This is a genomic window from Chitinophaga sp. ARDCPP14, from assembly GCF_051362515.1.
Classification (GTDB): domain Bacteria; phylum Bacteroidota; class Bacteroidia; order Chitinophagales; family Chitinophagaceae; genus Chitinophaga.
On sequence record NZ_JBKIXB010000006.1, the window covers coordinates 250343 to 270975 of the forward strand.

Annotated in this window: 16 protein-coding genes; 7 read left to right on the top strand and 9 right to left on the bottom strand. The window is 49.6% G+C overall.

Annotated elements, in window-relative coordinates; genetic code table 11:
- The first annotated feature begins 38 nt into the window (after positions 1–38).
- From ACLHR0_RS18390 to ACLHR0_RS18400, 3 genes are all read left to right on the top strand, one after another.
- Positions 39–1634 carry a RagB/SusD family nutrient uptake outer membrane protein gene (locus ACLHR0_RS18390; RefSeq protein WP_436488508.1) on the top strand — a complete coding sequence of 532 codons (1596 nt, stop codon included), beginning with the start codon at positions 39–41 and terminating at the stop codon, positions 1632–1634.
- Positions 1635–1921: 287 nt separating this feature from the next.
- A complete protein-coding gene (locus tag ACLHR0_RS18395; protein WP_436488510.1) occupies positions 1922–4492 on the top strand; it encodes a GH116 family glycosyl hydrolase in 2571 nt (856 codons plus the stop codon).
- A 10-nt stretch (positions 4493–4502) separates the two neighbouring features.
- The gene (locus tag ACLHR0_RS18400) at positions 4503–5585 is read left to right on the top strand and encodes a hypothetical protein (protein ID WP_429046320.1); all 1083 of its coding nucleotides are present in this window, start codon (positions 4503–4505) and stop codon (positions 5583–5585) included.
- Here the strand turns inward: ACLHR0_RS18400 and fucP are convergent.
- The 8 genes from fucP to ACLHR0_RS18440 form a co-directional block, all read right to left on the bottom strand.
- A complete protein-coding gene (fucP, locus tag ACLHR0_RS18405) occupies positions 5563–6855 on the bottom strand; it encodes an L-fucose:H+ symporter permease (RefSeq protein ID WP_436488512.1) in 1293 nt (430 codons plus the stop codon). The two genes, ACLHR0_RS18400 and fucP, sit on opposite strands and share 23 nt — an antisense overlap.
- Positions 6856–6870: 15 nt before the next feature.
- Positions 6871–7731 carry a fumarylacetoacetate hydrolase family protein gene (locus ACLHR0_RS18410; protein ID WP_436488514.1) on the bottom strand — a complete coding sequence of 287 codons (861 nt, stop codon included), beginning with the start codon at positions 7729–7731 and terminating at the stop codon, positions 6871–6873.
- A 6-nt stretch (positions 7732–7737) separates the two neighbouring features.
- Positions 7738–8970: a DUF6786 family protein gene (locus tag ACLHR0_RS18415; protein ID WP_436488515.1), complete on the bottom strand. Its 1233-nt coding sequence runs from the start codon at positions 8968–8970 to the stop codon at positions 7738–7740.
- A gap of 33 nt (positions 8971–9003) precedes the next feature.
- Positions 9004–10644, bottom strand: coding sequence for a UxaA family hydrolase (locus tag ACLHR0_RS18420; RefSeq protein WP_436488517.1), 1641 nt, complete (start codon positions 10642–10644; stop codon positions 9004–9006).
- 20 nt (positions 10645–10664) lie between these two features.
- The gene (locus ACLHR0_RS18425) at positions 10665–11447 is read right to left on the bottom strand and encodes an SDR family oxidoreductase (RefSeq protein ID WP_436488519.1); all 783 of its coding nucleotides are present in this window, start codon (positions 11445–11447) and stop codon (positions 10665–10667) included.
- A gap of 9 nt (positions 11448–11456) precedes the next feature.
- Positions 11457–13019, bottom strand: coding sequence for an aldehyde dehydrogenase (NADP(+)) (locus ACLHR0_RS18430; protein ID WP_436488521.1), 1563 nt, complete (start codon positions 13017–13019; stop codon positions 11457–11459).
- Positions 13020–13037: 18 nt separating this feature from the next.
- Complete coding sequence (locus ACLHR0_RS18435; RefSeq protein ID WP_436488523.1) at positions 13038–14180, bottom strand: glycoside hydrolase family 172 protein; 1143 nt, start codon at positions 14178–14180, stop codon at positions 13038–13040.
- A 106-nt stretch (positions 14181–14286) separates the two neighbouring features.
- Positions 14287–15306, bottom strand: a complete 1020-nt coding sequence (locus tag ACLHR0_RS18440; protein WP_436488525.1) for a LacI family DNA-binding transcriptional regulator — start codon at positions 15304–15306, stop codon at positions 14287–14289.
- Positions 15307–15429: 123 nt separating this feature from the next.
- Here ACLHR0_RS18440 and ACLHR0_RS18445 point away from each other — a divergent pair, with 123 nt between their 5' ends.
- The 4 genes from ACLHR0_RS18445 to ACLHR0_RS18460 all read left to right on the top strand — a co-directional run bounded on the left by ACLHR0_RS18445 (position 15430) and on the right by ACLHR0_RS18460 (position 19314).
- Positions 15430–15933, top strand: coding sequence for a GNAT family N-acetyltransferase (locus ACLHR0_RS18445; protein ID WP_436488527.1), 504 nt, complete (start codon positions 15430–15432; stop codon positions 15931–15933).
- 63 nt (positions 15934–15996) lie between these two features.
- On the top strand, positions 15997–17538 hold the full coding sequence (locus ACLHR0_RS18450; RefSeq protein WP_436488529.1) for a site-specific DNA-methyltransferase: 1542 nt from the start codon (positions 15997–15999) through the stop codon (positions 17536–17538).
- 159 nt (positions 17539–17697) lie between these two features.
- Positions 17698–18039 (top strand): YciI family protein, encoded by a 342-nt coding sequence (locus ACLHR0_RS18455; RefSeq protein WP_429046331.1) that lies wholly within the window; start codon positions 17698–17700, stop codon positions 18037–18039.
- 39 nt (positions 18040–18078) lie between these two features.
- Positions 18079–19314 (top strand): RNA polymerase sigma factor, encoded by a 1236-nt coding sequence (locus ACLHR0_RS18460; protein ID WP_436488531.1) that lies wholly within the window; start codon positions 18079–18081, stop codon positions 19312–19314.
- Positions 19315–19375: 61 nt separating this feature from the next.
- Here the strand turns inward: ACLHR0_RS18460 and ACLHR0_RS18465 are convergent, their stop codons facing one another.
- On the bottom strand, positions 19376–20560 hold the full coding sequence (locus ACLHR0_RS18465) for a threonine aldolase family protein (RefSeq protein ID WP_436488533.1): 1185 nt from the start codon (positions 20558–20560) through the stop codon (positions 19376–19378).
- Positions 20561–20633 lie beyond the last annotated feature (73 nt).

Below are 20633 nucleotides of genomic sequence, written 5' to 3' on the forward strand. Positions count from 1 at the left end.
ACACGCATATGAAAATGCTTCGTAAAATAAATCTGCTGATGGTTATTGTTTTACTGTCGGCGTGCACCAAGTTAAAAGATAAGCCATACACCACCATCATCTCCACGGAGTTCAATCCTACTAAAGATGATATTGCCGCGCTGGTGGGCGCAGGATACTCGCAATGGCGGTTTATATTGCTGGACTGGAATGGCCTTTGGCGGGCACAGGAAGTAACTGGCGATCAGCTGGTGATTCCAAAGCGCCCGTGGGGATGGTTTGATGACGGGGTATACCAGCGTTTGCACAAGCACACCTGGACTACCGATGACGATGTGGTAAACCAAACCTGGTCCCGGACCTACGCAGGTATCACCAACTGCAACAGGATCATCTACCAGATTGAATCCGGCCTGATACCCATCACAGATGAAAAAGAAGCCACCCTCGCGGAACTGAAGGTGCTCCGCGCGTCGTACTATGCCATTCTTTGCGATTTTTACGGGAATGTTCCCGTGGTAACACAGTTTGATCTGCCTGCAGGATTTCTGCCTCAACAAAGCACGCGTAAGGAAGTGTATGACTTCATTGTAAAAGACCTCACCGATAATATTCCCTTGCTGAGCAAGGATAACACGGTGGCTACCTACGGCAAGTTCAACAAATGGGCGGCCTTTACGCTGCTGGCTAAAATGTACCTGAACGCAGGTGTGTATACCGGTACACCGCAGTGGGAAAAATGTATCAGTGCCTGCGACAGCGTTATGAATTCAGGCGCCGGGTATATCCTGGAACCGGCACAGAAAAATGTGTTTGTAACAGAGAACCAGAGTTCAAAAGAAATAATACTCGCAATTCCGATGGATGAGGATTATACCAATAACTGGAATGCCTTTGACCTGCACATGCAAACATTGCAGCAGGAAAACCAGTCGACCTATAACCTGAAGAATACGCCATGGGGTGGTATCTGCGCTATTCCGCAATTCATCAGCACCTTTGATGTTGCGGATGCCCGCTATCAGAATAACTGGATCAAGGGCCAGCAGTACACCGCCGGCGGCCAGATGCTGTTTGTGGCGCAGGGCGATTTTGCCGGGAAGCCGCTGAGCTTTGTGAATGAATTACCGGGATTGGAAAAGGGAGAGTCGGTGCATGGTTTCCGTTTAGGAAAGTTTGAAATAAAGATGGGCGCCACCAACCGGTTGAGTAACGACTATCCGCTGTTCCGCTACGCAGAAGTGTTGATGATGAAAGCGGAAAGCTTGCTCCGTACGGGTAAGGCCGACGAGGCAGCAGCCATTGTTACCCAGGTAAGGCAACGTGATTTTGTGGGTAATCCCGCGAAGGCAGTGGTGACTGGTGCGCAGCTGAAAGGCGGCAGTTCTTACCAATATGGTATGAAAGACGCCGTGAATAATCAGTTCAGCAATGAAGGCGGGGCGGATCTTTCATTCGGCCGGTTTTTGGATGAGCTGGGCTGGGAGTTTGACCAGGAAGGTCATCGCCGCACAGATATGATCCGGTTTGGCGCATTTACGAAAAAGTCGTGGTTGTCGCATGCCGCTACCAATAACATTAACCGTACGCTATTCCCGATACCCAGAACGGAGATACAGAAGAATAATAATCTGAAACAGAATCCGGGGTATTGAGGTCTATTTTGGTTGTATAAAGATCGCGGGGATGATTAGTCATCCCCGTTTTTTTTGACAGCAACTAATAATCGCTCCTTCAAAATAAAATTTCCACAAACGTTAGGATACTATCATAAATTATTTTAGTTTCAATCTTGTTATTTTGCTTAAACGTGTAAGCAGAATTTAATGGTCCACGGAGAAACGATGAAAAACGACACATTTAACCAGCAGAGCCATAGTTGATTTTATTGTAAAGTGCAGCAGCGGTACCGCTTACCGGCTGTTTAAAATTTTGAACCCACATGAAAAAAAGTAACAACCGGCGTTTCTTTCTGAAAAACATTGCTGTTGCCTACCTGGGCGCTACTACTATTCCTGCCATAGCGCTGGCGGCAAAGGAAGAAACGCCTCCGCCGGGAGAAAAAAAGGCGCCCGGTGGCCGTCGTTTTAATGAAACGTACAGCGGAAAGTATAATAACCGTATAGCCTTTCCTGTTGGAGGAATAGGTGCCGGCATGTTTTGCCTGGAAGGTACCGGCGCTATTTCACATATGTCGGTACACCATAATCCCGAAATGTTTTATGAACCGGCCATGTTTGCCGCCATTAGTATAAAGGGCATTCCAGATGGAGCGAGGGTACTTGAAGGGAGTGTGCCCGACTGGAAAAAATTCGGGCAGCGCGATGCCGGGTTAGGCGGCACCAGCGGCGCCACCTGGGGGTTGCCACGTTTCAACGAATCCACTTTTAACGCACGCTTCCCGTTTGCGGATATCCGTCTCCGTGATAACGCATTGCCGCTTCAGGTAGCCATAAAAGGCTGGAGTCCTTTTACGCCAGGCGATGAAGATCATGCCAGCATGCCTTTTGGCGCTCTGGAATACCAGTTTACCAACACCGGCGCGAAACCGGAAGAATATATCTTTTCCTATCATGCCCGCAATTTTATGCGGCAGGGGGATACAGGCAATAGTGTAAAGGCCATGCCGCAAGGGTTTGTTTTATCGCAGGAGGCAGTTCCGGATGCACCCGAAAAGAAAGGCCAATTCGCCATCTTTACTACGGAGCCGTCTACTATTGTGGATCATTGCTGGTTCCGGGGCGGTTGGTTCGATCCCTTAACAATGTCATGGAATACCGTAAAAGCAGGCGAAACACGTAACACAGCACCTGTAGAGAAAGACGCACCCGGAGGATCTTTGTATGTGCCTTTCCGTTTGCAACCCGGTGAGAAAAAAGTGATCCGTTTGATGATGACCTGGTATGTACCGGATTCAAAACTTCATATTGGTGATAGTCCGGGTGGCGGCACTCCCGCTACCGGCAAATATTACCGGCCCTGGTACAGCAGCAGGTTTAAAGATGTGGCAGAAGCAGCCGATTACTGGTCCGGCCACTATGATGAACTGTACAGGCAAACATCTCTTTTTACAAATACCTTTTATAAAAGCACTTTACCGCCCGAAGTGCTGGAAGCAGTAGCCGCCAACCTCACCATCCTGAAATCCGCTACCGTGATGCGGCAGTATGATGGCCGCTTCTGGTGCTGGGAAGGCTCGGGCGACAGCTGGGGAAGTTGCCACGGCACGTGCACGCATGTATGGAATTATGCACAGGCAGTACCACACCTGTTTCCAGCATTGGAAAGAAGTTTACGCCATACCGAGTTTCATGAAAATCAAAATACGGATGGACACCAGGGCTTCCGTGCAAATATCCCCATTTCGCCATTGGTGCATAACTTCCATTCAGCTGCCGATGGCCAGCTGGGAGGAATTATGAAAATGTACCGCGACTGGCGTATCAGCGGGGATAACGACTGGCTGAGGAAAATGTTCCCGCTGGTGAAAGTGAGCATGGATTATTGTATCCGCACCTGGGATCCGAAAAGAAAAGGTATTGTGGAAGAGCCGCATCATAATACTTATGACATTGAATTCTGGGGCCCTACCGGCATGTGTACGAGTTTCTATCTGGGGGCACTCACGGCGTTCACTGCAATGGGCGCCTTTCTTGGCGAAGATGTTAGCGCCTACAAAACGCTTTATGCAAAAGGAAAGCAATACCTGGAAACGGAGTTATACAACGGCGAATATTTTATACAGCAAATAAAATGGACCGACCTGCAGGCGCCCGATCCGGTAAAAGCGCAGTCGTTTAGCACCCAGTACTCGCCGGAAGCATTGGCCCTGCTGAAAAAGGAAGGACCCAAATATCAATATGGTACAGGATGCCTCTCAGATGGCGTGCTGGGTTCCTGGATTGCACGCGTATGCGGCCTGCCAGAACCCGTTGATCCTGCCAAAACAAAAAACCACTTACTGGCCGTACATAAATACAATCTTAAAAAAGACCTGCAACAACATGAAAACCCGCAACGCTCTACTTATGCACTGGGGCATGAAGGCGGACTGCTGCTATGCTCCTGGCCAAAGGGCGGCATGTTGTCGCTGCCGTTTGTGTACAGCAATGAAGTATGGACCGGCATCGAATACCAGGTGGCTTCCCACCTGATGTTCCAGGGTGAAGTGGAAAAGGGACTTGATATTGTACGTGCCTGCCGTCAACGTTATGATGGTACCGTCAGGAATCCTTTCAATGAATATGAATGCGGGCACTGGTACGCCCGGGCAATGTCGAGCTACGGCTTACTGCAGGGACTCACCGGCGTACGGTACGACGCGGTAGATAAAGCCATCCATATCGATTCAAAGATCGGCGACTTCAGCAGCTTCCTGGCCACCGACAAAGGTTTTGGCACTGTGAGCTGGAAGAAAGGTGTACCTTCCTTAACTGTGGCCTATGGTACTATTCCGGCCATACACGCGATAGTTGGGGGAAAAACGATCCCGCTGCAACAATCCGCCGTTTAAATAATAACAGATGAACATTTACCGCTGCCTGGTTTTTAGTATAATCGTTGCCGTTAGCACTGCATCTGCGCAGCAACCAGCGTCGGAACCGCAATGGATCAGACCTGATAATGCCGCCAGTCCACCGGTGTGGGGGATACGCAATGGCATTGTAATCGGGCTGTGGCCAGCTGCGATAGAAGGCGCGCGGCCCGGCAATGATGGCGGCCCCCGGGGACTGCTGCGCATCGGGTATGAATGGAAAGGCATCGTGTACCATCTTAACTACATCGCTATAGAGCCGGTGGTGAATGGTAAAATTGAGTTCAGTGAAATCTCCCCTTCACGGGTAGACGGGAAGTGGGGCAAGTTGATGTGGACCGGCGAAACCAACGATCCAGGCCGGTTTACGGCTGCTGCCGGTACCCGTGGCGTGCTTTCACATCCTGATCCGCAGCATCCGGAATATACTACCCTCAGCTTATATGTTTTCATGGAAGCATTTGAAAACGGCGCCCGGCCTTACCTCCGTTTGAGCATCAGCAGCAACCGGCCGGAAGAACTATGTATAGAAGTATTCCACCAGCCAGGTGGCACGCCCATGGAGCGATGTGGCATCACCGCTACCATGGGCAATTATGCACGATTGAGGAAATTACACCTGAAGGATAAAGTCGTGTATGCGAAAACGTTATATGACGGGTATGATGGCACCGGGTTCGTGGAAAAAGCACCGTACCCCGTACAGCAGCTGTTGCGTAATAAAAGCGGGGACTACCTGGTAATGGCGCAACCCGACGAATCATTAAAGGAGCTGGCCGCCTGGCCGGAGGATGAACAACACGCCGCCCGCTGGGGCTGGCGGTACCGCCCTTTTTATACACTTACCCAATACTGGCGCAAAGAAGCCAGTGAGGCCGATAGTTCACTACAGGTAAGGGTAAACGGGCGGGCGAAATATTGGAGCGGTGGAAGCACCGATCCGAACGCATACATCAATATCCCCGGTGGTCCATCTTTCGAAAACTTTGAATTACGGGAAAAATATAATGCCGGTCAGAAAGTATATTTTGGACTGACCCGTAAACCCATTAGTGAATTGCTGGAACAGTAACCGGCGCCGCTCGTCTTAACGCATAATAACCCACCACCGCAAAACAAATCAACGGTATAGTATATGCCAGCTGCACGTTGCTGTAAAAACTCACTGCGCCCAAGGCCAGTGGTATCAACGCGCCACCTACGATAGACATTACCAGGAAAGCAGACGCTGATTTCGTTTCGTTACCAAGATCTTTAATCGCCAGTGAAAAAATAGTAGGAAACATAATAGACATAAAGAATTCCACCGCTAGTAAAAAGTAAACGCCCGTTCTACCGCCAACGGCTACACTGTAACACAACAATAATACGCACGCAATGCTGTATAGCAGCAATAATCGTTGCGGTGCTATTTTCCGCATGAATAATGTACCCGCATACCTGCCCGTCATAAAGCAAAGCAATAATAATCCCAAATAGGTAGTCGCCTCTTTCTCCTGCATATGACCACTATAACCTGCATAGCGGATAAAGAAACTGGAGATACAAACCTGCGCACCTACATATGCGAACTGTGCGATCACCCCCCACCGGAAATGAACATGCCTGAATACACGCAGGTTAATACTCAATCCGCCACTATGCTCTTCATGTATTTTTGGGAATCGTACTAACCGGAACAGTAACGCTGTAAACAGCAACACGCCTGCAATTGCCAGGTAGGGAACCTGAACGGAACGTGCTTCGGTAAGCAGGTATTGATTCAATGCTTCGGGCGACATGCTGCTGCTTTGCGCAGCCGTGAGCTCCTTTCCCGAAAGGATCACTTTACTCAGGAAAAAAGCCGCTACAAAAGCGCCCAGACCATTAAAAGCCTGCGCAAAATTGAGTCGCTGCACCGCTGTTTCGGGTGTGCCCATAATGGTGATATATGGATTGGCAGCGGTTTCCAGGAAGGTCATGCCGGCGGCTACCAGGAACAGGGCAAAGAGGAATAAACCAAATGAACGCAGTTCTGCGGCGGGGAAAAACAGCACAGCCCCCGCAGCGGCAATGAGCAAACCCGTGATGATACCGGTTTTGTAACTCCATTTGCGCATCACCCAGGCCGCCGGCAAAGCAAAAAAGAAATAGCTGATCCAATAGGCAGCGTCAATAAAAGCCGACTGGAAATCATTCAGCTGGCAGGCTTTCCGGAGATGTGGTATTAATACAGGAATGAGATTGCCCGTGAGCGCCCATAAAAAGAAGAGGCTGATAATAAGTACAGTAGCAAGTTTCAGCTGACGCGAAGCAGTAGAAGCCGCGGGCGCCTTTTGTTGGATGGCTGCAGTGGAATTCATAAAGATGTTTTTTAATTATAAGCGGTAAGTCTGTACTTCGTTCACCAGCTGTCCTATATGATCGATGCTGATCTCTACCCGGTCGTTGTCCTGTAACGTAAAACTATTGTCCGGTACCAGGCAGGTGCCGGTCATCAGGAAAGAACCATCAGGGAAAGCGCAGCCACGGTATAAGAAATCCACCAGCTCCTGGTGACTGCGTTTCATCTGGCTGATCGGCACGCTGTCGGAATATTGCACTTCGTTGTTCCGGTAAATAGACATGCGGATGATAGTGTCCGGGGGAACCGGTTTATCAGGCACCATCAGGCAAGGGCCAAGCCCGGCGCATTTCTCGTATACTTTTGCCTGCGGCAGATACAAAGGATTTTCTCCTTCTATGCTGCGCGAACTCATGTCGTTGCCGATGGTATAGCCTTCAATAGTACCTTTGCTGCTGATAAATAAGGTCAGTTCCGGCTCCGGTACATCCCAGGAAGAGTCTTCACGGATATACACGGTTTGCCCATGACCGGCTACACGGTGTGGCGTAGCCTTGAAAAATAGTTCAGGACGTTCGGCTATATATACTTTATCATAAAAAGTGGCGCCGCCTGATATCTCTGATTCTTCCATACGCGCGGTGCGGCTCCGGTAATAGGTAACGCCGGCGGCCCATACTTCCTGTGAACCAATAGGTGGCTGCAGCGCTGTTGCCAGTATTTTTTCGGCCACGGATTTTTCAACAGGCGATAATCCTTTCAGATCTTCTACCACACGCTGGTATAAGCCTTCCCTGTTTACGAATTCATTCCAGCCGGCAATAACAGTGTAGTACTGATCCTGGTAGGCGATGAGTAAAGTAGTAGTGGTTTTATAAATACGGATGCTATTCATTTGGAATTATTTGTTGGTAAGAAAATGTTGAACGTCTTCCAGTGGGAGTTGCCATAACTGCATAGCCAGCGCCTGTAATGCTTTACGGTCGCCTTCAAAGTGCAGGGTCGTTTGCCGGTAACGGAGCGATTCGCCTGCCTTCAGGGCCCGCGCATCGGAGGAGGACTCTACTTCATAGAAGGGGCCCATTTGTGTGCCGTCGGCAAGGGGACCATCATTGTAGCAATTCACTGCATCACCTTTGAATGGTTCTTTCTGCAATTCCCATTTTGAATTTACATAACGGCCCTGTGGTACTACATCATAAAGCAATACCGTGAGCGTGTTGTTTTCAAGGTCAATACTGCCTGCGCCTCTTTTAGCCACGAGGGGAGAGAGGCCCAGTTTGCCACGCGACTTTCCGTCTGCGCGGAATAGCAGCAGGCTGTCTTTTACCTGTAAATTCTGTGGTGGTATCTTACCGAAATAATCATCCGTAATATGTTGCCTGGCATCCCGCCCTGGTCTGAAAGGCGCCACAATGGCGGTTTGATCGGATGGTTTAAACATGCCCAGCAGCCAGATGCTCAGCAATCCGTTTTCTTCCTGCCAGCTGCTGTCGCCTTTATTGGTGATGGTATTGTCGGTTTCATAGGCTACGCTGCTAATACCTGCAGGTAATGCAAATCCAATACTGGAAACGATGTCGGCGTTGTTCAGCAACCGGATGGTTCTGTTGATCTGCAATTGAAAGGTACTGCCTTTATAATTTTGAATCGTTCCTTCCTGTTGATAGGTAATACTATTCTCCGATTGCGCAGTTACCGTATAATGTGCCGTATCTATCAGGCCGGGCGTTTGCCAGTTGGCAAAGTCGAAAGGTTTTCCCGGGGGAAAGAAGAGTGCATATTGTCCGCCTTCAGGGCCCAACCAGAAGCGTTCTTCGCCGCCAAAGGCATTGATGTGCGGCGCGTATTGCTGCGATGACACCAGGTTGTAGTTGATCCAGCCAAAGCTCTTTCCTTTGTCGCCGCCGGTAGTGCTGGTCATTACGCGGGCCTGGTAGTCGCCTGTAACCACCAGCCGGCCGCTGTCGCTGCCATTTTTCAATACCACAACATTCTTCAGATGTTGTTGTAAAAAGGATACGTCTTCACCAAAATTTACGGGCTTCATATGATTGGGTGCTTTCGTTGGTCCGGCGCCGTTACAGCTAAAAAGCGCTGCAGCAATACAACCGGAGAGAAGGATAGATTTCATAACGATGGCATTTTTAGCTTGATAAAATATGAACTATAGTGATACCCCTCTTTTCCAGGGAATAAAATCATCCTGGCCGAGTACCTGTGCTTTTGTCTGGTAGTTGCCGCTGGCGGTATTGATCACCATGTCCATAATGCGGGCGGCCACTTCATCGATGGTTTCTTCTCCGCTGATGATGGTGCCGGTATCAAGATCAATGATATCATGCATTTTGCGGGCAAGTATACTGTTGGTAGATAATTTAACGACTGGTGTAACAGGGTTGCCGGTAGGCGTACCGAGGCCGGTGGTGAACAGTACGATGTTGGCGCCTGCGCCTACTTCCGCTGTAGTGGATTCTACATCGCTACCAGGAGTACAGAGCAGGGCAAGACCGGGATGTTGTACCCAACCGGGATAATCTATTACATCGGTTACAGGGGAGGAGCCTCCTTTCTTCGCCGCACCTGCCGACTTGATGGCGTCTGTAATGAGGCCATCGCGGATATTACCGGCAGAAGGATTGGAGTCGAATCCGGAGCCTACGGCTTCCGCTCTGCTGGCGTAATCGCGCATCAGTTGCACATAGCGTGCAGCCATGTCCGTAGTAACGCACCGATCGCTCAGTTCCTGCTCCACACCGCACAGTTCCGGGAATTCTGAAAGTATTACGGAACCACCCAGCGCTACCACTATATCAGCCACTTTGCCAACAGCGGGGTTGGCAGAGATACCGGAAAATCCATCGGAGCCGCCGCATTCCATGCCAATGCATAATTTGCTGAGTGGGGCCGGTTGCCGCTGCCAGCTGTTGGCATGCGTTAACCCTTCAAAAGTTTGTTGCAATGCCTGTGTCATCAGCTCTTTTTCCGAACCTACCTGTTGCTGTTCGAGATGGATCACCGGTCTATCGAAGCCGGGCGAACGTTTTTCAATTTCTTCTTTGAGGATACTGATCTGTGCATTCTGGCATCCAAGGCTTAACACCGTAGCGCCGGCTACATTGGGATGTGTGATGTAACCCGCCAGTAATCCGCAGAGGGTACGTGCATCGTCTTTAGTGCCGCCGCAGCCCATGGTGTGCGAGAGTAATTTAATACCATCTATATTGGGAAAGGTGCGGGTAGGCAGCGTAAGTGTGGCCGCAGCAGCGGAGCGACCTGGTTGTACGCCCTGCCGGAAATCCTGCAGCAATTGTTGCAGCATGGATTCATAGGGAGAGGGTTCCCGGTAGCCCAGCTCTTTCACCAGCATTTCATGCAGCAGCTGTACGTTGCGGTTTTCGCAGAACACCAGTGGAATAATTACCCAGTAGTTACCGGTGCCTACACGGCCGTCATTACGGTGGTAGCCCATAAAGGTGCGGTTTTCCCAGGGAGATGTATCCGGCGGTGTCCATTCGGCATGCCGCTCACCGCTCACGCTGAACTGACCGGAAGCATGGCGTATGTTCCCGGTGGTGATGAGTTCCCCGGCAGGAAGATCTTCATTGGCCAGTCCTACCAGTACGCCGTACATAATGATGGGCGCATCTTTCGGGATATTTCCCGCCGTTATTTTATGCTTGGCGGCAACATCACGTATAGCCGTTACAGTTTGCCCGCCATTGCTCACTGCGGTGCCGGCAGGAATGTTTTGCAAGGCTACCCAAACATTGTCACCAGGATGGATTTGTAATATGCTTTGTTTCATTATTGCTTGAATAAAATAATTTATACCAGTGCCCTGTCGAGGTGTACATAGCCGCCATCCACATGAATAAGTTGCCCGGTGGTATGGCTCGATTTTCCCGACAGGAGGAAGGCGGTCATTTGTGCAATTTCTTCTGGGGTGGTCATGCGTTTTTCGAGGGGAATACGTTCCACGATGCTGGCCAGTTTTGCTTCTTTGTCGGGGAAGGTATTGATCCAGTTTTCGTATAAAGGCGTCCACGACTCAGCTACCACGATGGCGTTTACACGGATGCTGAAAGGCAACAGTTCCACGGCCCATTCACGGGTAAGCGCATTGCGGCCACCGTTGGCGGCAGCGTAAGCGGAAGTATTACCCTGACCGGTTTCTGCGGTTTTTGAAGTGATATTTACAATGGCGCCTTTTGATATTTTGAGGTAGGGAAGTGCATGATGCGCCATCAGGTAATAGTGCACGAGGTTGCGGTGCAGTGATTGCATAAACGCTTCGTAGTTTCCTTTCTCCAGTCCAACGCCATCGTTGATACCTGCATTGTTCACCAGCCCGTCGATGCGCCCGAATTCCGCAGCAACTGCGGCCACGGCTTTTTCGCAGGCCTGCGGATCGGTGAGTTCCGCTACTGCCTGTGCCCCCTGGCCACCTGCTTCACGGATACGTTCCAGTTGCAGGAGATTATCGGCTTCACTTCTGCCGATAATAACAGGGGTGGCGCCTTCCTGTGCCAGCACTGCGCTGATAGCGGCGCCAATGCCTTTGGCGCCGCCGGTTACGATGATGATCTTATCTTTTAAACCCAGGTCCATACTTATTATTTAGAGGGATTTTTTTGAAATATCGCCATTCACCTGTCGCCATATATTCGTTGGATTTTCATCCTGAAGTTCCGGTGGCAGCAGGTAAGCGGGGAAGTCCTGGTAACATACGGGGCGGCAGAAGCGATAGATCGCTGCGGTGCCTACGGATGTGCCTGCGGCCGGCGTAGTAGCCGGCCAGGGGCCGCCATGTACCATCGCATGACTAACGGCTACGCCTGTAGGAAATCCATTGATGATGATCCTGCCGGCTTTCTCCCGTAAGATATCGATCAAAGCAGCGTGTTGCTGCAGTTCTTCTTCGGTACCGTGAACGGTAGCGGTGAGCTGACCTTCCAGCTTCCTGGCTACCGTGTATATTTCTTCGATGCTGCCGGCATGAATATGCAGGGAAGAGGGGCCAAATACCTCATGACAAAGAGCCGGGTTTTCCAATGCCTGCGCTGCGGTAACCTGCAGCAGGCTGGGGGCTGCCTGTTGATCGGCAGGAGTGGCTTCGCCCAGTATTTGTACGCCCTGCTCACGCAGGGTGGCAATACCGTTGTTATACGCCGCCAGGATCCCCGGTGTGAGCATATAACCATTGGGCAGTGTGCTTATACCTTGCTGCAGGGCGCTGATAAAGGTATCGGTGGACCCGCCGGCTGCGGTGATGAACAAACCGGGATTGGTACAAAACTGCCCGGTGCCAAGGGTAACAGATTGCAGGAACTGTGTGGCCAGGGCAGCGCCTTTCTCCCGGAGTATCCCCGGAAGAAAAAATACCGGGTTTACGCTGCCCATTTCCGCAAATACCGGGATGGGTACTGCTCTTCGTGTAGCCGTATCATATAGTGCTTTTCCTCCTTTGAAGGAGCCGGTAAAGGCGATGGCAGATACCAGCGGATGAGCGGCCAGGTATTGCCCTGTTTCATGGGAGGTGCCATGCACCAGCGAGAATACGCCATCGGGCATATTGGTACGGAGTACTGCTTTACGTATAGCCGTAGCAGTTAAATGCGAAGTATGCGGATGTGCAGGATGTGCTTTGAACACCACGGTACAGCCGGCCGCCAGTGCGGCGGTGGTATCCCCTCCGGCCACGGAAAATGCCAGCGGAAAATTGCTGGCGCCAAAGATACCGGTAACGCCTATGGGAATCTGCATTTGCCGCAGGTCCGGAGCAGGCGTGGTGATCCGCGCATTTACCCACGAGCCTTCCATGATGGTAGCGGCAAACAACCGCAGCTGACCGGTGGTGCGGTCTCTTTCGCCCTGCAGCCTCGGCAGTGGCAGCCCGCTCTCTGCCGACGCAACATTGATTAATTCATCTCCCAGGGAAATTATTTCCTCCGCAATCGCCTCAAGGAAAGCGGCCCTTTGCAGCGATGTTGTTTTTTTATAAACGGTGAAAGCCTGTGCGGCTAAGTTTAAAGCCGAATCAATTTCACCGGTAGTAGCTTCCCTGAATTCCTGCGACAGCCATTGCTGCTGCGCAGGCGCGAATGCCCGGAAGGTTTGGTCGCCTTCACCGGAAAAGTTATTGCCTATCATCTGCAATCCTGTCAACGAGGTTCTGTTCATCTTCCTGTATTTTTATGATTAGTTTACTTCCAGGTCGTTCATTGCCGGCAGTTTCGGAAACGGTGCGTGTGGTTCACGCTGGTACCAGTACACTACGCTGCTGATATCCGATTGTTGCGGAAGATAACGTCCGCTGCTGCGCCAGCCCAGATCCTGGATGGTGATCTTCAGTTCTTTTTCAAAACGTACCGGGTCCATAATGTGCCAGCGGTACAATCCAAACCGTTGCTGTGATTTATACAATCCATCGGGGCGTATTACCTGCGATAATCCGGAATAAGGTGTGCAGAATTCCTGGTAGCGGCCTTTCGTGTCGAAGTTGTAGGAGCCGCAGAAATAATCTTCCGTGCCGGTGCCGCAAATAGTAGGATATTGTTTATCGCCATCCATAAAGAATTTTATTTCTCCTTCGCCCCACCAGCCGTTGTTATTAACGCCCCAGGCGATGTAGGTGCCTACGTACTGGCCTTTTCCCTTCACACCATCGATCATGGTAAAGCTGGCGTCTTTCACGGGATTATTGCGGCGGAACTGTGCATGGAAATAGCCGGCGTCTTCAGGCACGTTAGTAAGCGTGTAGTCGACCTGGTAGTACAAGGTCATTCTTTCTGTGTTGATATTTTCCATGGTGATGCGGCACTTCTTGCGGAAGGGCATAGCCCAGTAGCAGTTGAAGGCGCTGCCTGGATTTACGCATACGGCCAGTGAATTGAGGGGTGCATATTCGCCCCAGCCCATCCCAAAGAAATCGCCTACCGGCACTTCTACAGAAGGCGTGGTTTCATCGTCCCAGTAAAAACGGAGGATAGAGTAGCGCCAGTTGCCGGTGGGTGTCATCCATATGTGCTGGATGGCGCCGGGGCCGCTAATTTCCGCGAGGGTAACGGTTTTCCCCGGCTCAATATGAATATAAGGATTTACTTTCCATCCCTGGCCCAGCTCTTTTGCTGCGCCGCGGGCATTACCCTGGTCAAGTGTGGCCATGCCGCCTTTACCGGGTTCGCCCGTAAAGTTTTCCGGGCTGATAGAACGGGTTTTGGCATCAGACAAACGGTACAGATTTCCCATGTTCATCTCCAGGCCATTAAAGGGTTGCTGGGCGCTGGCGGCCGTCCATGTGAGGAGCGCAATAAAAGAAAGAAGCAATAACTTTTTCATCATACGTGAATATTAAAAGATTAGGTTTTACGGGTTTCTGCTGAATATAGCTTTATCGTTTAAGCAATCGGGTAAATTTTTAAAGATCACTTTCGTACGTGGTCGCGTGTTACCGGCTGCCACAGGATTTTCTTACCACCAGCGTAGTATCAATACAAATCGCGGTGGTGGCAGTAGTATGGTCCAGGATCTGTTCCAGCAGCACGCGCACTGCGGCCTTTCCTATTTCAAGGATCGGTTGTCTCACAAATGTTACGGGTGCGTAAAACAAATCCAGCGCTTCTCCTTCATCAAATGTAATCACCGCCAGGTCATCGGGTATGCGTATACCCAGTGTATTAATGTATTTCAGGCCCTCTATAGCCAGGCTGTTGGTGGCAAAGAAGATCGCATCTGCCGGCTGTTTTCCTTTCAGCAGCTGATCAATTGCCAGCCTGATATCTTCTTTCAAATGCGAGTACCTTGCCTTCTTCAGTAAACTATTACTTGCTTTTATATCATGTTGCTGCAACGCATCCTGGTAGCCGCCTATCCTTTCGCTGATATGGTGCAGCGTGGTTTTATAAGCCACCATGCCAATCCGTTTGCTGCCCATTTTAATAAGATGCGATACTGCTGTTGCGGCGGACTCACGGTTATTAACGGCAATATAACTGGCCGGAATCTCCGGAAAGAACCGGTCGATCAGCACAAAAGGGATCTTCTGCTCTTTCAGTTGCAGGATCTGTTGCTCCGATCCTTCGGTAGGGGTGATAATAAGGCCATCTACCTGCCGGTTTACGAGCACATTGATCAGGTCCTGCGACTTGTCCACGTTTTCGTCCGAGCTGCCAAAAATTACGTTGTAATTGTGCTTTTGGGCCTCGTCTTCAATAGTCCGCGCAATATTGGCAAAGAAAGGATTGGAGATGTCCGCCACGATCAGGCCAATGGTAAAAGACCGGCCGCTTTTAAGGCTGCGTGCAATATGATTGGGCTGATAATTCAGCTTCCGCGCAATTTCACGGATCTTCTTCGCCATCTCTTCCCCGATCCGGGCCTTCTTGTCTTTGTTGGTCAGCACATAAGATACCAGCGCAGTGGACACACCTGCTTCGGTAGCGATATCTTTCAGCGAGACTTTCTTCATCTTTTAAAAATATGCTTAAACGTTTAAGTTTGCAAGCTTTTGGGTAATTTTTTTTTGAGAGAAGAACTTTTGACCAACTCCAGGTATTTGTATTTTTACCCGCAATGGTCTATTTTTAAGGGCATGATACAACTGGAAACATTTACTGCTGCGGACTTTGACCGTTTTATATCCTGGATCGACAATGAAGAAGCATTGGTACAGTTTGCAGGCCCGTTGTTTACTTACCCGTTAACCCACGGGCAACTAACCGCCTACCTGGAACAAACCCAAAAGAAACCTTTTAAGATCCGGTTACTGGAAACCGGTGAGGTGATTGGCCATTGTGAACTGAATTTTGAAAAGGAAATGCCCCGCTTGTCCCGCATTCTGATAGGCGACAAGAACATGCGTAATAAAGGATTGGGAAAACAGGTGGTGAAAGAAATGGTGAACAGGTTATTCAGTACTACCGAACATACAGCGGTGGACCTGAATGTGTTCGACTGGAACCACAACGCTATTGCGTGTTACACGCAGCTGGGCTTCCGGATTAACCCGGAGATGGCCGGTACCACGGAGGTAGGCGGGAAAATATGGCACACACATAATATGGTATTACAAAAAGCCGACTGGCAGATGCTGTAATATTTCCCTACTTTAGCAGTTGGGCCGGCATTTGCCGGCAGTAATAAACTGAAGCCGATCAGCATGGAGAAACCAGACCATACTTCACCCCCTTTGGTGAATGAAAATCTTGAAAAGCTTGCCGCCCTTTTTCCGGATTGTGTGGTGGAAGGTGCCAATGGTAAAGTGGTCGATTTTGATTTGCTGAAGCAGGAAATCAGCCATGCGGTTGTAGAAGGTCCCAGGGAAAGATACCGCCTGGACTGGCCCGGGAAGCGCGCTGCCATCGTTTCCGCCGGTAAGCCGGCTACACAGGCACTGCACCCGGTAAGAACAGACTCCCTGCACTTTGATGAAACGGCGAATATCTATATCGAAGGGGATAATCTCGAAGTACTGAAATTGTTGCAGCCGCACTATCTCGCTAAAGTAAAAATGATCTACATTGATCCGCCCTATAATACCGGTAGAAATTTTGTATACAGTGACAATTTTACACAAGGCGACGGAAACCATCACGCATTGAACAGTTCACCGGATGAATACCCGGAGGCGGGCAGCAGATACCACGCTAACTGGCTTTCCATGATGTATCCCCGGCTGAAACTGGCCGCTGCTTTGTTGCGCGAAGACGGGATCATTTTTATTTCCATTGACGACAGGGAATTGCCTAATCTCCGCAGGATCTGTGATGAGATTTTTGGAGAGATAAATTTTGTGAGCTGCCTGCCACGCCTCACAAAAAAAGCCGGTAAATCCACCAGCATGATCGCCAGGAATAACGATTATGTGTTGTGCTACCGCAGGTCGCCTTACGCGCGGTTTAATACTACCGCATTTGAAGCGCAGGGATACACCCACGCTGATGAATATGAACCGGAAAGAGGCAGGTATAAATTAAATCAAACGCTGGACTACAGCTCTATCCAGTACTCTGCGTCCCTTGATTATGAAATTGAAATAGACGGGCAGGTACTAAGACCTGGAAATGTAACCCGGGAAGAAATGCTGAAAAGACAACAGCGTAATCCCCAAAGCGATTTTTGCTGGAGATGGAGCAAAGGGCTGTATGAATTTGGTTTAAAGCATGGGTTTGTGGTGCTGAAGCAATCGAGGCACGGCTACCGCATTTATACAAAAACATACGAGAAGGCCACTATTTCCAAAGCAGGCAGCGGGTATGCGGTGGAAATGAAAGAAAGAACCAAAGCCTTTACCAGCCTCGATTTTATTGATAACCGGTTTTCAAACGATAATGCCAGGAAAGATATGGGCAAATTGTTTGAAGGGAAGATATTTGAGTATTCAAAACCGGTATCTCTCATCAGTGAGCTCATTGCACTGTCAACTTCCGCAGGCGATATTGTGGTGGATTTCTTTTCCGGGTCAGCGACCACTGCGCATGCCGTATATTCACTGGCAGCGCACACCGGGCAGCAGCGGAAATTTATCCTGGTGCAGGAGCCGCAGCTTACAGCTGAAGACAGCGACGCTTATCATGCCGGGTATAAAAATATTTGTGAAATAGGGAAAGAGCGGATACGCAGAGCCGGCAAGGCAATAAAAGAGGAGACCGGCGCCGTGTTCGACGATGGCTTTCGCGTATACCGGTTAGGCCCCCTCTGAGCTATAATTGTATTGCTGCGGAACAATCCGCTGCCACTTAACCACCAGCGGCCATCCCTGCCGTTTGATTTTTTATTCCATTATATTTGATCCGGTATGTCCAATTGCTGCTATTCCATTTGTTATAAGGTATATTATCACACTTAAAACTTTAAAAAGATGGAAGAATTTATGTTGATTTTCAGACACGAAGATGGCAACAAAGTAGCCTCCCCGGAGCAAATCCAGGTTTGGATGAAACAAACGATGGACTGGATCGGCGGCATTGCCGCACAAAACAAATTTGTAGAAGGAAATGGTTTACCTTTTGCCGACAGCAGGGTAGTGCATCATAATAACGTGGTGACTAACGGGCCGTTCGGCGAAATTAAAGAAACCATCGGCGGCTACATTATTGTAAAAGCGGCATCCGTAGAAGAAGCGGTGGAGTTCGCAAAAGGCAGCCCGGTATTACAGGGAGACGGTAATACGGTGGAAGTAAGGAAAGTGGATCGTCACTAAAAGGTATAAGCCCCTGTGCAACAGGGGCTGTTTTAATGTATGGCACAATCCGAATTAATACCACATTTGTTCCGTACAGAGTTCCGGAAAATAACGGCTGTGCTCTGTAAGGTTTTTGGCATCGAACACCTGCAGGCGGCTGAAGACATTGCCAGTGAAACGTTTTTGTCGGCAATGGAAACCTGGACCTATAAAGGAATTCCGGAGAATCCAACGGCATGGCTATACCTCGTGGCAAAAAATAAGGCGAAGAATTATTTTCAGCGGAATCACCTGTTTGCGGCAAAAATCGCCAGCCAGATCAAGTATACTTCTCCTGGCAGTGAAGAACCCGACATCGATCTGTCTGATAAAAATATTACCGATAGCCAGTTGCAGATGATATTCGCTATTTGTCATCCCGGTATTTCAAAGGAAGCGCAGATCGGCCTTGCACTCCGCGTGCTCTGTGGGTTTGGGATTACAGAAATTGCCAACGCCTTTTTAACCAATAAGGAAATTATCAATAAACGTTTGTTCCGGGCGAAAGAAAAACTGCGCGAAGAGAAAGTGCAGATGGAGTTCCCGGGGGAAACGGAGATCAAAAAACGCCTGGATACCGTACTCACCACGCTGTACCTGCTTTTCAATGAAGGCTATTATTCTGAAAGCCAGGATGCAGTATTGCGGGAAGATTTCTGCCTGGAGGCCATGCGGCTCACTTACCTCCTGCTGGAAAATGCCGCTACCAATACGCCGGAGGTAAATGCATTGTTTGCCCTGATGTGTTTTCACGCATCGCGGTTTGAAGCGCGGAAAAATGAAAACGGTGAGATTATCCTGTACCAGGACCAGGACGAGTCACGCTGGAATGAAGCGCTGATCGCCAAAGGCGCGTGGTTCCTGCATGAAGCCTCCGGTGGTAAAAAGCTTTCCCGTTATCATCTTGAAGCGACTATTGCTTACTGGAATACAAAAAAGCAGGATACACCGGAAAAATGGGAGAGTATCCTGCAACTGTATAACCGCTTGCTGCAGATCTGCTATTCGCCGGTGGCGGCATTGAACAGAACATATGCATTGTCGAAAGCCAATGGAAAGGAAGCGGCCATCGCAGAAGCTGAAAAACTGCAGCTTACGGATAATCACTATTATTTTGTGCTGCTGGGAGAATTGTATACGGATATTGATAACAACCGTGCCGTTACCCATCTTCAAAAAGCTTTATCACTGGCTAAAACGGAAGCCGATAAACAAACCATTCAAAAGAAGCTGGCCCGGTTGGCAGCGATGTAAGCCGGTTCAGGAAAAAAGTATGACTACCTGGTTTGCCAGCCTGAAATAGAACATACAACAATCAGCTGCTGATACGCAGCGCAGATGAAAATGCAGTGGTAATAGCGGCATTATCCCTTCTCAGGATGGTCGGGTTCACCATCATACGCGAAGCGCCATAAGCCTGCGGCTGACCCACAATAATTCCTTTCTCTTCCCGGAGCCATTTGGCTGCTTTTACGGTATCAACCTGTTTATCAAAATGCAGGTCAAAGATATTGGTTCCCCTTTCCCTCGCCGTTATTTTTATACCGCTGATGTTGTTCAGCTCTTTAAACAGGGCTTGTGCTTTTTTGATAGATGCCTGTAATACATCGTCGATGTCCTGCAGGTGATGCAAGGCCATGGCGGCATTTCCCCAGTTGGTGAAAATGCCGCCGCCATGTACTTTCAGCAGGTGCGGCATTTTGTCGATCACTTTCTTTTCACCGCACAGGATAGCGCCGCCCTGTGCACCGAGGTATTTATAAAGGCAGAGATATACCGTGTCGAAGTTTTTCGTATAGTCGATTACTTTATTCCCGGTAAACGCGGCCGATATATGCAACCGCGCGCCATCCAGGTGTGTTTTTATGCCCTGCTCCCGGCAATAGGCAGTGATGGCGGTGATATCTTCCAAAGGAAAAAAAGTATTGCTGAACCTTCTCACCGGCGTTTCTATGGAGAGAGCGCCCACCGGGGCTTCAAACGCTTCTTCTGTTTTATGCCAGCTGATGGCCTGCTTCAGTTCCTCCAGCGTAAAAGCAGCCTGGTCTTTTCCCAGCGGAATCAGCCTTTTATTAAACACCGTTTGCGCGGCATCGGCTTCATCACGGTAAACGTGGCTGCTTTCCTGCACCATTACTTTGGGATGATCGCCGGAAAGCACCTGTAAGGCCAGCTGGTTGGCCAGTGTACCGGATGGCATGTATATCGCCGCCTCTTTGCCGGTGATTTCACAGCATTTGTCCAGCAACTCTTTCAGTGTGCCATCTGTACCATAAAAATCCCTGGTGATAGGATGCTGTTGCTGGATAAGTTGAAGCTGTTGTATATAATCTGCCGGCCTGTAAAAGATACCGTCGTTGATAAAATATATCCTTTCGCTGTCTTTGTCAGGATCCATGTTATCAAAATGGGGTGCTGCTTTGGATACCAGTGGCAAAGCGCCCGCCAATGCGCTGAGGGAGGCTGCTTTAAGGAAATGTCTGCGCGGAATATAGGTCATAAACAGTTGTTTTTACAGGAAGACATAAACCTGTTCATCCGGTAAATATAACAAACGCAGCACGTTACTTTTC